This window comes from Lyngbya sp. CCAP 1446/10 (genome assembly GCF_026130175.1).
GTDB lineage: Bacteria > Cyanobacteriota > Cyanobacteriia > Cyanobacteriales > Microcoleaceae > Microcoleus.
On record NZ_JAIGNI010000021.1, the window covers coordinates 37,896 to 51,306 of the forward strand.

General features: G+C 45.2%; 14 protein-coding genes and 1 pseudogene. 10 read left to right on the forward strand and 5 right to left on the reverse strand.

Annotated features, from left to right (window positions below):
- The first annotated feature begins 48 nt into the window (after positions 1–48).
- The 4 genes from K4039_RS11370 (at position 49) to K4039_RS29930 (ending at position 3,854) form a co-directional block, all read left to right on the forward strand.
- The gene (locus K4039_RS11370; RefSeq protein WP_265235292.1) at positions 49–1,512 is read left to right on the forward strand and encodes an ATPase domain-containing protein; all 1,464 of its coding nucleotides are present in this window, start codon (positions 49–51) and stop codon (positions 1,510–1,512) included.
- A 550-nt stretch (positions 1,513–2,062) separates the two neighbouring features.
- A complete protein-coding gene (locus tag K4039_RS11375) occupies positions 2,063–2,434 on the forward strand; it encodes a response regulator (RefSeq protein ID WP_265235293.1) in 372 nt (123 codons plus the stop codon).
- Positions 2,431–3,564, forward strand: a complete 1,134-nt coding sequence (locus K4039_RS11380) for a hybrid sensor histidine kinase/response regulator (RefSeq protein ID WP_265235294.1) — start codon at positions 2,431–2,433, stop codon at positions 3,562–3,564. The genes K4039_RS11375 and K4039_RS11380 overlap by 4 nt, the downstream gene beginning before the upstream one ends.
- A 164-nt stretch (positions 3,565–3,728) precedes the next feature.
- Positions 3,729–3,854: a hypothetical protein gene (locus K4039_RS29930; RefSeq protein WP_375339798.1), complete on the forward strand. Its 126-nt coding sequence runs from the start codon at positions 3,729–3,731 to the stop codon at positions 3,852–3,854.
- Between the two features lie 116 nt (positions 3,855–3,970).
- On the opposite strand, the gene K4039_RS11385 is transcribed toward K4039_RS29930, so the two are convergent.
- The gene (locus K4039_RS11385) at positions 3,971–4,822 is read right to left on the reverse strand and encodes a DALR anticodon-binding domain-containing protein (RefSeq protein ID WP_265235295.1); all 852 of its coding nucleotides are present in this window, start codon (positions 4,820–4,822) and stop codon (positions 3,971–3,973) included.
- A gap of 357 nt (positions 4,823–5,179) precedes the next feature.
- Here K4039_RS11385 and K4039_RS11390 point away from each other — a divergent pair.
- A pseudogene (locus tag K4039_RS11390) lies at positions 5,180–5,878 on the forward strand (Crp/Fnr family transcriptional regulator); the annotation flags it as partial.
- Between the two features lie 341 nt (positions 5,879–6,219).
- On the opposite strand, the gene K4039_RS11395 reads toward K4039_RS11390, so the two are convergent.
- Complete coding sequence (locus tag K4039_RS11395; RefSeq protein ID WP_265235296.1) at positions 6,220–6,360, reverse strand: hypothetical protein; 141 nt, start codon at positions 6,358–6,360, stop codon at positions 6,220–6,222.
- Here K4039_RS11395 and K4039_RS11400 point away from each other — a divergent pair.
- From K4039_RS11400 to K4039_RS11415, 4 genes are all read left to right on the forward strand, one after another.
- Entirely contained in the window at positions 6,347–7,015 is a 669-nt protein-coding gene (locus K4039_RS11400) for an HAD-IB family phosphatase (RefSeq protein WP_265235297.1), read from the forward strand. The two genes, K4039_RS11395 and K4039_RS11400, sit on opposite strands and share 14 nt — an antisense overlap.
- Positions 7,016–7,253: 238 nt before the next feature.
- Positions 7,254–7,883, forward strand: coding sequence for a methylthioribulose 1-phosphate dehydratase (gene mtnB, locus K4039_RS11405; RefSeq protein ID WP_265235319.1), 630 nt, complete (start codon positions 7,254–7,256; stop codon positions 7,881–7,883).
- Positions 7,884–8,141: 258 nt separating this feature from the next.
- On the forward strand, positions 8,142–9,176 hold the full coding sequence (locus tag K4039_RS11410; protein ID WP_265235298.1) for a patatin-like phospholipase family protein: 1,035 nt from the start codon (positions 8,142–8,144) through the stop codon (positions 9,174–9,176).
- A 208-nt stretch (positions 9,177–9,384) separates the two neighbouring features.
- On the forward strand, positions 9,385–10,194 hold the full coding sequence (locus K4039_RS11415) for an MlaE family lipid ABC transporter permease subunit (RefSeq protein ID WP_265235299.1): 810 nt from the start codon (positions 9,385–9,387) through the stop codon (positions 10,192–10,194).
- Positions 10,195–10,331: 137 nt separating this feature from the next.
- On the opposite strand, the gene K4039_RS11420 is transcribed toward K4039_RS11415, so the two are convergent.
- Positions 10,332–11,810: an SGNH/GDSL hydrolase family protein gene (locus K4039_RS11420; RefSeq protein ID WP_265235300.1), complete on the reverse strand. Its 1,479-nt coding sequence runs from the start codon at positions 11,808–11,810 to the stop codon at positions 10,332–10,334.
- Between the two features lie 344 nt (positions 11,811–12,154).
- On the opposite strand from K4039_RS11420, the gene K4039_RS11425 reads away from it, so the two are divergent.
- Positions 12,155–12,499, forward strand: a complete 345-nt coding sequence (locus K4039_RS11425) for a Dethiobiotin synthetase (RefSeq protein WP_265235301.1) — start codon at positions 12,155–12,157, stop codon at positions 12,497–12,499.
- Between the two features lie 47 nt (positions 12,500–12,546).
- Here the strand turns inward: K4039_RS11425 and K4039_RS11430 are convergent, their stop codons facing one another.
- Positions 12,547–12,744 carry a hypothetical protein gene (locus K4039_RS11430; RefSeq protein WP_265235302.1) on the reverse strand — a complete coding sequence of 66 codons (198 nt, stop codon included), beginning with the start codon at positions 12,742–12,744 and terminating at the stop codon, positions 12,547–12,549.
- 177 nt (positions 12,745–12,921) lie between these two features.
- Positions 12,922–13,335 (reverse strand): hypothetical protein, encoded by a 414-nt coding sequence (locus tag K4039_RS11435; protein ID WP_265235303.1) that lies wholly within the window; start codon positions 13,333–13,335, stop codon positions 12,922–12,924.
- Between the last annotated feature and the right edge of the window lie 76 nt (positions 13,336–13,411).

Genomic DNA, 13,411 nt, shown 5'->3' on the forward strand with positions numbered 1-13,411 from the left:
ACCATTAAATATTAATACGGGCCCGATATTCAAAACATGAACAAACAAATGTCTCAAAACCGAATTTCTCTGGGAATTACCGGTCTCAACGAAGTGATTGGCGGCGGCCTAATTTCTCAACGCTCTTATCTGGTGCGCGGCGGCCCGGGTACTGGCAAGACTACACTGGGCTTTCACTTTTTGGCAGCAGGTTTGGCTGTGGGAGAAACGCCCCTGTTTATTACTTTAGGAGAACCCGAAGCGCAATTGCGGGCCAATGCCCAAAGTCTCGGTTTTGATATTGAAGCGATGGCGTTCCTGGATTTGAGCCCATCCTCAGAATTTTTTACAGAAGTTCAGACTTATGACATTTTCTCCCCCTCGGAGGTGGAGCGAGAACCGACTACACAAAAGATTATCGATCGAGTCAAAGCTGTCAAGCCACAACGGGTGTTTTTGGATGCAATCACCCAATTTCGCTACTTAGCTGCGGATGAGTTTCAGTTTCGCAAGCAGGTTTTGTCTTTTCTGCGGTTTTTGGTGGAAGGGGGGGCGACGGTGGTGTTCACCTCAGAAGGCACTTCAAGTGCTCCCGACGACGATTTGCAATTCATCAGCGACGGAGTAATTTACTTGGAACTGCGCCCTGAAGGACGCGCCCTGTCTGTCACCAAGCTGCGAGGCTCCAACTTTCGCAGCGGCCGCCATTCGCTGCGCCTGACTCAGGCTGGTATGGAGGTGTTTCCGCGACTGCTTCCTGGCAACTATCAACAGGATTTTGTTGCTGAAGCAATTTCTTCTGGGGTTCCAGAAATGGACGAGCTGCTGCACGGGGGACTGGAACGGGGGACTGTGACGGTGATTACTGGGCCTAGCGGCGTGGGTAAAACGACGGTGGGGATGCAGTTTATGAAGGAGGCGGCGGGAAGGGGGGAGCGATCGGTAGTTTACATTTTTGAGGAGTCAATTTCTACTCTGCTGGGCCGCTGCGAATCAGTTAACATCCCGGTTGGGGCGATGATTGGGCAAGGAAGTCTTTCCGTGATACCCGTAGAACCTTTGCTGTACTCGCCGGATCAGTTTGCCTGTATGGTACGCCAGGAGGTGGAGCAGCAAAAGACGCAAATTGTGATGATTGACAGCATTTCTGGCTATCAGCTTTCGATGCAGGGGCAAGATTTGGTGAACAATTTGCACGCTTTGTGCAAATATCTGAAGAATATGGGAGTCACCGTTATCTTGATTAATGAGGTAGAAGCCATTAGCGGAGATTTTCGCCTGACTGAGATCGGGATTAGCTATTTGGCTGATAATCTGATGTTTATACGCTATCTGGAACGCCAACTGCATAATAGGACAGAAATCCGCAAGGCGATCGGCGTAATTAAAAAACGAGTCAGCAATTTCGAGAGAACTCTGCGAGAACTTGAGATTACTCGCTACGGCATCAAAGTCAGCAAACCGATACGGGGGCTGCGCGGCATTTTGAGCTCGGCGCCGACGTGGATTGAGGGGGAAGCGGAGGAAGATTGAATCGGGGTTCTCCGTGCTGTTTTTGGCCATTTGCTGCTAATTTTGCAGTTGTGAATCTACTAATCAGTAGGGTGCGCACCCCGCACCTCACCACTAACAGTAGTGCGCGCACCCCGCACCTCACCACTAGCCTAAGTTCTGGAAAACTTAAATAGACCTCTTGCAAAAATCCGAAAATACCCTGAAACCATCTGCGTCAATCTGTGTTTATCTGCCCGATATCTGCGGTTGCTCTATGACTTGAATATTTTTGCAAGAGGTCTAATATATTGGTAAAATTGTATATTTTCCGACTTTTATAGCAGTTTTCAATTCTATAAAATACAGTAAGGACTTAGCAACGGGGCCGTGTCCTGCGATCGAGCATCTGTACTTCACTCAACTGAAAACCGCTGTAAGAGCTCGCCGAAAAGTAAGCTAATACCAGATCAAAAAAATAATCCAACTTTAGGTAAGCTCCAAACCCATATATAATCAGTCATTCCCAATTCTTCACTTCTTTAATCTAAAACCTCAAATTGTATAATCCGTATTCAGAGGAAGCTGATAGATGACTGACAACTCAATAATTTTAGCCGTAGACCGCAATCACCGAAACTTGGAACTCCTAGCACAATTTCTCAACAAAGAAGGATACCAAATGATCGCGGCTTATAGTTTTGAAGAGGTTGCAAAAGCTATCAGTGAGCCTGCTAGGATCGGGATGGCTTTAGTAGATATTTCTGGTTTTGACCGCCAGATTTGGCACTGTTGCGAACAACTGCGAAATCACCAAATCCCTTTTCTGATACTCTCGCCCAGACAAAGCGCTGCCATTCAGCACGAAAGCCTCTGCCACGGTGCTCGGAATATGTTGGTAAAACCTTTGATCGTTAGAGATTTGCTATCCATTGTTCACAGCTTGCTAGGAGAACCTGTGTGAGTCAAATTTTATTGCTTGTCGAACAGAAAGAAAATCGCCGCCTGTTATTAGAATGGCTAGCAGTTTACTATGAGGTGTTGCTGCCAAACTCAGGAGAAAATAGTGAGAAATTTTTACCATTTAATCAATCTTTTGACCTGGCTATAATTGATGGTCTTGCCCTGAAACGCCACTGGCAATGGGTTGCAGCCCAAAAACAGGCAGAACACCCGGTATGCTTGCCTTTTCTTTTGATTACATCCCGCTCGGATGTAGGGATGGCAACGCAATTTATTTGGCAAAGTATTGACGATTTGATTATCGCTCCGATCGAGAAGATAGAATTGCAAGCGCGGGTGGAGATTTTGCTGCGATCGCGCCAGTTGTCTTTAACTCTCAAATTGTCTCACGACCAACTCGATCGCACTTTGCAAACAGCCCAAGAACTCAACGAGATGAAAACCTCTTTGCTGTACATGATTGCCCACGACGTTCGCAATCCTTTGAATTTCATCATCGGCACTACACAACTTCTTACCCAGTACAAATCGAAATTAACAGATGAGAAAACACAAGAACTGCTAGACAAAACTCAAGCAGCCGCCAAAGGCATCGATCAGTTATTGGACGACGTTCTGCTGCTAGGCCGTGTTGAGTCAGGAAAAACCGGGTTTTGCTTGCTACCGCTTGACTTAGCAACGTTTTGTAATGAATTGGTAGAGGAATTTCAGAGCAGCCTAAAGTTGAAACCTCAAACTGAGCCGGTAACGCTGATTTTTGTGAATCACAGTCCATCGGCGATGGCGTGTTTGGAGGTAAGCTTGCTCCGGCGCATTCTGGGAAATTTGCTGTCAAATGCGATTAAGTATTCTCCCCCAAATACCGAAGTAATCTTTGAATTAAAACTTACCGAAACTGAGGCTATTTTTTCGGTACAGGATGCAGGAATTGGCATACCTGTAGCAGACCAAGGAAGGCTGTTTGAGTCATTTTACCGGGCTACAAATGTCGGTCGAATTCCCGGTACTGGACTGGGGCTGAGCATTGTTAAAAAATGTGTGGACTTGCACGGTGGCGAAATTACATTGATCAGTGAAGAAGGCGTCGGCAGTATATTTACGGTAACGCTGCCGATCGATCGCAAAACCTAGAAAAAAGCAAATCTCGCCTGCAACGCCTTAAACTAGATGCAGGAATTATATTGGGATTTAAAGACGGGATTTTTGGCAGGGATGATAAATCGCTGGTTTCTCATTTTTATTACGGCATCGATGCAAGGCTTTTGATGGTTTTTTCCTAGGCAATTCCAGCGGAAATTTATCATGCTCGATCGCACCGCTGGCGGAAAATTCACACTATTTTAAAGTGCATCGCGCTGCTGCTATTTCTCTGCCCAAGAGTAACGGGTTCTCGCGATTTGTTGGAAATTCGTTTAAGCTAGCAAAAATAACTCATTTATCACCGCAATTTCAAAAACTAAACTTGTCCGAAACCAGCGCCAAAATACAGTAAAATACTTTATTTTATGTTCGTTATTACTTTTTTAGACTGACTAATTCAAAGTTCTAAAGGAGCAACGGCGCTGAATAACTCTTCTAGGATAAACCGCAGCAAAGATTGAGTTGCTAATATTAAACCCAATCTGGCTTGGGCGAGTTTTGGTGTTTCTATTTTAACTTCTCCCCAAATTCGGCACTGGCTGTAAAAAATCTGAAATGCTTCGCTCAAACTATTGGCTAATTTGAAATAATTGACTGGTTTCTCGCGGTTTTTGACCTCGAAAATAGGATATAAACTATCTAGCACTGCTATTAGTTGCGATATTAAACTGCATTCTGCTGGATGCACTAACCGCAGTCGATCGCCCTCGTCAACCCAGGGGATAGGGTTTGGCGCCGCCAGCGACCAAATTTGCGGTGCTGTAGCGACATCCGGCTGCGCGATCGCAATTATCCGATCGCGATCGGCCATTCGCAACAGGGAACAACAGCGCGCGTGGCTGTACTGAATCGGAAACAGTCGATCGGCACACACAACAGGAGATAAGATCCGATATTCTGGAACTGGGAGGGGAATTTGAGCTAAACGCTGCAACCAGACGGCTAAACCGGCATCCGTCAACTCTAGTTCAATCATTCCATCCCGTGCGACTTTAACGGCGAAATCCGGGTAACACAACGGTTGGAGAGTTTCGGCCAACTGTGTGGCGATCGCCTGCGGTGTCTGCTGCCAAGTTTTAGTCAATTTCAGGGCGATCGCAGACACATACAGCACTCGCGCGCTATTTTTAGCCCGATTTAACGGAATTTCGGTCATTGTCCCCTGCTGGGCGATCGCCCTGTGGAACCTTAAGAGCAAGAAACACTTCACTGTAACTTCTGGGTACTGCGAGATATTTGCTGTATCCATTATCGGCCCATCCTGCGGTAAAAGTGCCTAGAGACTGTTACCACTTGTGCTGTCCTTGTACGTTAAACTGCTCATGTCAGAGATAGTCGATCGGCTTATTCCGGTGGCGCTACATCGAATTAATCCACTTTCTAGCGATTTTTGGGCGAAATATACAATAATTTACGATCGACTCATTGCTGAATTCTACCATTTTCATGTATTTTTTGCTACATTAAAATTTTGGGTAAAACTGAGAAGAGTCAGCACAGTTAAGAAGCGTGTCAGCTCGATCGGGGGTTGGTTGTCTCACTTAGTATCGCAATGCAGGCCAAAGCTGTTTTTCTCACTAACTAAATATATCCCAGAGCCTCACTTATGCAATCAACTTCCACACATCCAGAAACGATCGATCGACCTTTTATCACCTGGCAGCGAATTATCGACTGGGCCCAGGAACACTACCGCTGCCGGACTTTTAGCAAAGACGAGAAGATTCCAGCCAGACCCGGACTGCTCTATTTAGTCCAGAAAGGTTCTGTGCGGCTCGTAGGCAGCGCTCAGGTTAGCACCGCTTCAAAATCGTCGAAATCCTCTGACAAAACTACAGAAGAAGCTTTTTTGGGCTTCGTCGGTGCCGGTCAGCCCTTTGAACTGGTTGCTCAGTCTCCCTTTACGCTCCAAGCTTATGCCCACGCCGATAACACTCACGTAGTGTGGATGTACTGGCACGATTTGGATAATTGGCCTCACTTTCGCCGGGAAATTCTGGATGCGTTTCGCTACCAGCACCAGCGAAAACTGCTCTGGCTAAGCACTTTGGGACAGCGCCGGACGATCGACAGATTGCTGGGTTTTCTCACTTTGTTGATCGAAGAGTTCGGCGAACCCTACGTAGGTGAGGGATCACCGGATGTGGTTCGGGGCTACCGATTACCTTGGACATTGACTCACGCTCAAATTGGTAGCGCCATCGGCTCGACGCGGGTGACGGTGACGCGGCTGATGGGTAAGTTGCGATCGAAAGGTTTAATTAATACTGAAGATGACAATTTAATCTGTTTGCCGGCTAAGGCTACTCCCCAAAAGACCAAAAATCAAAAACAGGATGTAGCAGGATTCCTCGAAGATTCCCTCGAAGATTCCCTCGAAGATTCCCTCGAAGATTCCCTCGAAGATTCCCTCGAAGATTCCCTCGAAGATTCCCTCGAAGATGATCTCGAAGAATCTGCATAAAATCCTGCGGGTGATTCCCCACAAACAGCGCATCGCTATTAAATCAATCGCCAAAATGGTTGGGAAGTTCTTAATTGCTGAAGCATAAGCGGTCGATTGTTACTCTCGGAGATAACTAACTAAAGCCTTCTTACTTCTTCCATCTTCCTGATGACTAATGACTACTGACTACTGACTACTGACTACTGACTTTTTCCATCTTCCATCTTCCATCTTCCATCTTCCATCTTCCTGATGACTAATGACTTCTTCCTTCTTCCTTCTTCCTTCTTCCTTCTTCCTTCTTCCTTCTTCAAGGTACTAATGACAATGACCGATGACAAGCAAAAATCTCCAATCCCGAACAATCAGCAACGGGTGGTATTCTGCGACTTTGACGGCACGATAACTGTTGAAGAAACTTTTGTAGCAATGCTCAAGCATTTTGCACCGGAATTGTCATCTCAACTAATGCCGGAAATACACGCAAGAAGGCTGAGTTTGCGATCGGGAGTGCGCCAGTTACTAGAGTCTATTCCCTCGGAATGTTATGGAGAAATTGTAGAATTTTCTAGGGGAAAGCTGATGCGGCCGGGATTGGTGGAATTGCTGGATTTTTTGGACGAGCAAAAGGTGGATTTTGCGATAGTTTCCGGTGGCCTGCGGATTATGGTAGAGACGGTGATGGGTGATTTGGTACACCGGGCGATCGCCATTTATGCTGTGGATGTAGACGCTAGTGGGCCTCACTTACGAGTCAATTCTGAGTTTGAAGGAGATGCGGAATTGGTGTCTAAGGTGCGGGTGATGAGCCTGCACCCATCCCAGGAACAGGTGGCGATCGGAGATTCTCTGACGGATTTTAACATGGCTTTGCAGGCGAATTCGGTGTTTGCGCGCGATCGGCTAGCCGAGTATCTAGACGAACAGCAAAAGCCGTATACTAAATGGGATAATTTTTTTGACGTGTTGGAAACTTTATCCCAGAAATGGAATTGAAACTTAACTAGGAATTGCGCAAAAATCGCACTAAGCAGCCTATAGCGGTTCTCAAAAAAGTGAGGAGAGCCTCATGCCCTATGCCCCATGCCCTATGCCCTATGCTGGAAGCGTACCTGATCTTTCTGAGAAAGGCTATATATGTACTTGTAAGGTGCATAAGCACGCTACGTTTAAAACGGCTAGCGCAATTCCTATCAACGTCAAAAATAGATCAAAATCTGAGGATTTGCAGAGAATGAGTGGCGATTTGAGATCGGATTTAATTGCAGCAGCCAAACATTTTTACGATCGCGGTTGGATGGCTGGGACTGCTGGTAATCTTTCAGCCCGCTTACCAGACGGCAGTTTTTGGATTACTGCTAGTGGGCGTCAGAAAGGGCAGTTAACTGCTTCAGATTTTATCAGAATGAGCTTAGACGGCGTTATTGTTGAGCAACCTGTTCCCGACAGCCGCCCTTCCGCCGAAACCAGCATTCATGTAGCCGTTTACAATTGTTTTCCAGACGCGAAAGCTTGCTATCACGTACACTCAATCGAGGCAAATTTAGTTTCTCGGCTAGTAGCAGGCGATGCAGTGCCTTTACCTGCGATCGAAATGCTCAAAGGTTTGGGGGTGTGGGAGGAAAACCCGCAGGTGGCGATACCCCTATTTACAAATTATTTAGAAGTCCCTAAAATTGCCAAGGAAATTTGTGAATATTTTGCGGTTTCATCGCCCTCTGTACCCGCTTTGTTAATTCGCGATCACGGCATCACAGTTTGGGCAGACTCCCCAGCCGCCGCCTACAATTACGTAGAAATTGTAGAATACATTTTTCGCTACACCCTCGCAGCCCGCCAATTAAATTTAGATTTGAAATGTTAGATTTGAAATCTGGACATTCCAGGATGCAAAACCTAATTATGTTGAGTTCCATTCACACCGCACCTTACCGCTATTACTATGCAATACTTGGGACAATTTTTGATGGCTAACCGTATAATAATGGTTGCAAAATGATTCGGCAATCGAGTTACTTTCCGGTAAATCTAGGGTTTCAGACTACGAACTAAAAACTGTCCTGACTATTGACTATGTAGACTGTATAAAACGAGCAAACATCAAGAATAGATAATAAAAATTATGGCTAAATATACCAGAATTCTATCCATAGATGGAGGCGGAATTAGAGGGATTATCCCCGCGCAAGTTGGAGTTAGCCTTGAGACCAAGCTACAACAGAAAAGCGGCAACCCAAATGCGAGAATAGCTGACTATTTTGATTTAATTGCCGGCACGAGTGCCGGAGGAATTTTAACCTGCATCTATTTGTGTCCCGATACCGAAAATCCCAGCAGACCTCGGTGGACGGCTCAAGACGCTGTTAATTTTTCCATCAAGAGCGGTCGCGAGGTTTTTAAGAGTTCATTTTGGCAAAAACTCAAATCTATCGACGGTTTGATAGATGAGAAATATCCGAGCGATGCCTTAGAAAAATTCTTTTTGGAACATTTCAAAGATTGCCAACTCAGCCAACTGCTGAAACCTTGTTTAATTACCAGTTACGATATCGAAAGAAGAAAAGCTAACTTCTTCAATCAAATAGATGCTAAAAAATATCCAGAAGCAGACTATTTTATCAGAGATATCACCAGAGCCACATCTGCCGCTCCCTCTTACTTTGAATCTCCCAAAATCTACTCTCTGACAAACGAATCCTACGCTTTAATTGATGGGGGAGTATTCGCAAACAATCCAGCACTTTGTGCCTATGCTGAAGTCAGAAATAAATTAAAAATTCCCGACGAACGCCCAGAGAGAGGCCCCACAGCAAAAGATATGGTAATCTTATCGCTGGGGACGGGACAAGCTCAGAAAAAATTCCCCTACGAAGAAGTAAAAAACTGGGGTCAAGTTGAGTGGGTTGAGCCTTTGATTAATATCATGATGACCGGAGTTTCAGAAACTATAAATTATCAAATGCTCCAAATTTATGATGCGGTTGAAAGACCAAATCAATATTTGAGAATTAGTCCAGATTTGAGCCACGAACAACCGCTGCCGATTGATGATGCTTCGGAAAAGAAGATATCGGAACTGGTGAGAATTGGCAAGGAGCAAGCCGAAAAGTATAACGAACGGTTGGATGAGTTGATCGACTTGTTGCTTGCCGAGTAGTTAGTCATATTGTAGGGTGGGTTGGGCGCGGCGATTAAGTTAAGTAACCAATAAATAAATCTCAAACCGCGCCTAACCCACCAATCGCTCCCTCTGGCAGACTGAAAATATATGTTGACAAATCGTGCAATAATTGCTGTACAATTGCCGAAAATCTCTATGTGGCAATGCTTCGTCCTGTTTGCAATTAATCGCGAGCCGTCAGTAATTGGTTAAAAAACACCAAAAGCGCGATCGACATTTAGATGAAACCTTGAATAACAGGTGGTTTCAGCGGTTTTTAGTGACGCTGTTCCTGGGCGGCCAAGTGCTGCTGCGCGTCCTGCAAGGCAAAATTGACCGCCGCAAAATCATGGAACATTTAGTCACCGTAGGCCTGGATTCTTTGCGCTCCGTGCTGCTAATAGCCTTTTTTGCGGGCATGATTTTCACCGTTCAATCGGCCAGAGAATTGATTCGGTTTGGGGCGGTTGGGGCGGTGGGAGGTGCTTTTGCTCTGGCATTTTGCCGCGAATTAGCACCAGTTTTAACGGCGGGCGTGGTGGCGGGACAAGTAGGTTCGGCTTTTGCTGCGGAGATTGGAGAAATGCAGGTGACGGAACAAATAGATGCCCTGTATATGTTGAGAACAAATCCAGTTGATTATTTAGTAGTGCCGAGGGTGATAGCTTGCTGCATCATGCTGCCGATTTTAACAATTTTTGCGGTGGCGGTGGGGATTTTGGGCGGGCTGTTTGTGGCGGTTAATTTTTATGAGTTGGAACCGTCGGTATTTTTGGAATCGGTGCGGACTTTTTTGGGGCCTTGGGATTTAGTAACTGTGGCGATTAAGAGTTTTATTTTTGGGTTGATTATTGCCCTCGTCGGTTGCGGTTGGGGGTTGACTACCACGGGCGGAGGAAAAGGTGTAGGCCAAGCTGCAACGGCGGCGGTTGTGACTTCTTGGGTGTTTATTTTTGTGGCAGATTTCTTTTTATCGCTGTTGATGTTTCATGAGTTGGGAATTACTAGAAGTTGAGGTTAATTGATTTTAGATTTTAGATTAGACAAGATTACCAAAATAATTAGGACGACGCTTTGAGCATCGTCCGAAAATTTGATTCAAAGGGCTTTTGCAATTCAAGTCTATTTTATTGCAATCTTGTCTATTTGAGATTAAACAGAGGGTTTCGGCTCAGGAATATAAGGAGGGCGATAAACTCTAATTTCCTGAATTGGAACTTTGCTGTCTGTTTCGGGAATGATTTCGAGAATGTGTTTGGAATTGCTTAAATTCTGAGCCAATGTTGTAGGATATTCTAGGCTTGAATCTACAATCTTTGGCGGAATGTATGAATCAACAAACATCGGTTTAACCTGCCAAGTAATCTCAAAACCTTTCGGAGTCAGCTTTTTAGAGTATTCATAGGCATTTTGCAGCCACCAGTTTTTCGGTTCAATCACGACGCGGCCAGATTTTGAAACAAACATTTCGTCGTTTGTACCGCTGCCGTCGTAACCTGTTTTAGAACCGATCACGTCAAATTTAAACTTGGTAGCATCGCTGTTAATCTCAGTGATTATCGCTTTCCAATCTTCGATGATTAGGGGTTTTTGGCTGGATATTTGGAGAATTGCGGGCCAAGCGACGCCCAGACTAGCGCTGGGTCTGGTGATACTGTAAAGTTCGGGAAATTCTGAGGGTTTTTTGCCGTCGATCGCAATTTTAGCAGAAATTGCCTTGCCGTTGAAGGTTTTATCAGCGATCGCATCTATCCGATTTCCTTCAAACTCCAAAACCAACTTACCATCTTGCCACTTAACATCAGTGCCAACTCTATAGGTTTTGACTAAATCCTGCGACGCTGCTTGAGGAGAGTTTGGGTTGTATCGCAGGTGCGGTTTAATCAAAGCAGCCAAGAGGAAATTTCCCCAATCATTGAGGTGAATGCTGTCACTCAATAGCTGTTTGGGCTGTAATCGATTGTCTTTTAAATATCTGCGCCAAGGTGCGCGAATTTCTGCGATTTCGCAGCCGTATTTATCTGCCAACTCAGGCAGCCATTTAGTTGAATGAGTGTTGTGCCATTCATATCCTTTGACTTCATCTGGATTATCGCTCTTGTTACCTGCGGGCAACCAGTTTATGTGGTCTGAATGCAAGAGTATTTCGCTAGCAGTGCGGCTGCGGACATTGGCAATTATCGCTTCGTAATCTTCATCGCCTCCGTAGACGTGAAAAATTAGCAAGTCTGGATAAAAAGGATACAAATCGTGTTCGCTGGGACGGATTAAAATCGGCGCTGCAAATCCTCCGATTGCCCGATTTTCCACTATCAAATCTGCATAGGGAAATCGCTGTTTCAAATCCTTTGCTACATCTTGCCACCAATCTTGCTGAGTGATGGATTGACCGTAAAATAAGATGCGTACTTTTCGGCGTTGTGTGGGAGTGCTGGTTGCAAGTAACCCCATCGTCCGTTGAATTCTGGCTCCCAAATTAGCATTATTTGCAATAGGAGCGGGTGGGGGAAATGGGGTGGCGACTGCTGTTTTTTTAAGAATCGGAACTAACAGGAAGCTCAAACATAATAAAAGTAGCCACCAGTATCTATAAATCTGGGATTTTAGGCTGTTACCGTGCCGTTTTGCCATTGTTTTATGTTTCGGTTCTCTAAAAATTATCCCTAACTAAGCTGTGGAGCATTTAAATTGCATATTCGGGACGCTGCTCAAAGCCCATCCCACAAGAATTTTATTGATTTTTGACACACAATTTAAATGTAGAACAGCTTACCAAAAGTATCTCTAGCGTTCACATTGTAAACCTTTCGATAGCTTGTACGCTACATGGTGCGGTTCAGGAATAGCTTGCGGTTGTACAGTGCGCGCCTTACGAGTTGCTTTTTTATTCTTGATTCTGTTATATTAACAATATAGTGCGACAAAAGATGATATAATTCTGGCTGATTAATTGCAAAAGATCGATCGCACGTCAAATGGATTACAAAACAGCCCGCAGTTTTCTGATCGACCAAGGAACAGCCCTGGACACCAAGAAAAATCCCGACGCCTTCCTGATGCGCCTCAAACAAGGCCAGCCGCCCGTACCGGGACAGGTGACATCGATTTTATTAGCTTTAAAAATATTGTTTGAAGGGCTGCAAGAATCTCCAATGCTCGATCGCCAATTAATCTCGGCACTGCATTTACTCTCAGTCGAGAGTTTGCTACAATTTGAAGCAGGACTTCGCAGAGGAGTTTCTTGGCCGCCACTGCTCAAAGAAGACTTAACTAGAATTGCGATCGCAGTCAAGAATATCTTTTCCGGCGTCTGGCAATAGTTTAGCTGAGTCAACTCCCGACGTTTAACAAGAAAAATTGTCAAACTCTACTCGCGAAAGCTTTCTAGGGATGCCAAAAGAGCCGGAAGTCCCGCCAGCGAGGCGGACACTAAAGCCTCATCTTTGTAAACTCGCGATCGGGTAATGCCAATAGTTTTAGCAGCCGAGGTTGTAGAGCCTCGCATCTCCCTATTACTGGTTTCGACTATCCCTAAATTTCTGGTTTCTCGCTTCAAACCCAACATAGCAGTATCCTCAATTTATCCGTAGGGTTGCGCCGCCAAATTTTTCGGGGCTTGCTCAATACTTCTATTATTACTCAGATTGGCAAAAGATATGAAACGATGAAATAATTATTCACGATTGGTAGGGATCAAGTTAAACTGCATCATAACTCTTGTCAAGCTCCATAACAACTCTTATTAATTTTTTACAGAAAGTGTTTGTTTGAGCCGATCGCCCGCAGCGACACAGACACCAGCAACTAAAAAGGCGATCGTGCCTACAACCGCCGTGTTAACAACAGGAATAGCCCAAGGTTCTGCAAACATAACTGAGTACAAACTCATCTCCAGCGAAAAACCGCCAAAATAAATCCCCACGCCCAACCCTCCCTGCTGCGGTGGCACCAGAGACAAAGCAAAAGGAACCATACCGTTAGCCACCAAACTATAACTAAAAATTACAGCCAAAACAGTTACTGCTACCATCACAATCCCCTGACTGAAAGCCACCGCTAACAGCAAAACAGCAGTTGCCGCCAATCCGCCCAAAAGCGCCCGCTGATTCCCCGCACGGGTGGCAATTTTCCCAGCAAGGAAAGCAGCAAAAGCCAAAATAATAGCAAATAAATCCCGTCATTAACAATTTAAGATCGGCGCCCGCGATTCAGAATGGGGGCGAGATTTATTT

Bases quoted from the DNA above. Each gene is read 5' to 3' on its own strand.
- K4039_RS11370 (WP_265235292.1), top strand. From the start codon at position 49: ATGTCTCAAAACCGAATTTCTCTGGGAATTACCGGTCTCAACGAAGTG.
- K4039_RS11375 (WP_265235293.1), top strand. From the start codon at position 2,063: ATGACTGACAACTCAATAATTTTAGCCGTAGACCGCAATCACCGAAAC.
- K4039_RS11385 (WP_265235295.1), bottom strand. From the start codon at position 4,822: ATGGATACAGCAAATATCTCGCAGTACCCAGAAGTTACAGTGAAGTGT.
- K4039_RS11400 (WP_265235297.1), top strand. From the start codon at position 6,347: ATGACCGATGACAAGCAAAAATCTCCAATCCCGAACAATCAGCAACGG.
- mtnB (WP_265235319.1), top strand. From the start codon at position 7,254: ATGAGTGGCGATTTGAGATCGGATTTAATTGCAGCAGCCAAACATTTT.
- K4039_RS11410 (WP_265235298.1), top strand. From the start codon at position 8,142: ATGGCTAAATATACCAGAATTCTATCCATAGATGGAGGCGGAATTAGA.
- K4039_RS11420 (WP_265235300.1), bottom strand. From the start codon at position 11,810: ATGGCAAAACGGCACGGTAACAGCCTAAAATCCCAGATTTATAGATAC.
- K4039_RS11425 (WP_265235301.1), top strand. From the start codon at position 12,155: ATGGATTACAAAACAGCCCGCAGTTTTCTGATCGACCAAGGAACAGCC.
- K4039_RS11430 (WP_265235302.1), bottom strand. From the start codon at position 12,744: ATGTTGGGTTTGAAGCGAGAAACCAGAAATTTAGGGATAGTCGAAACC.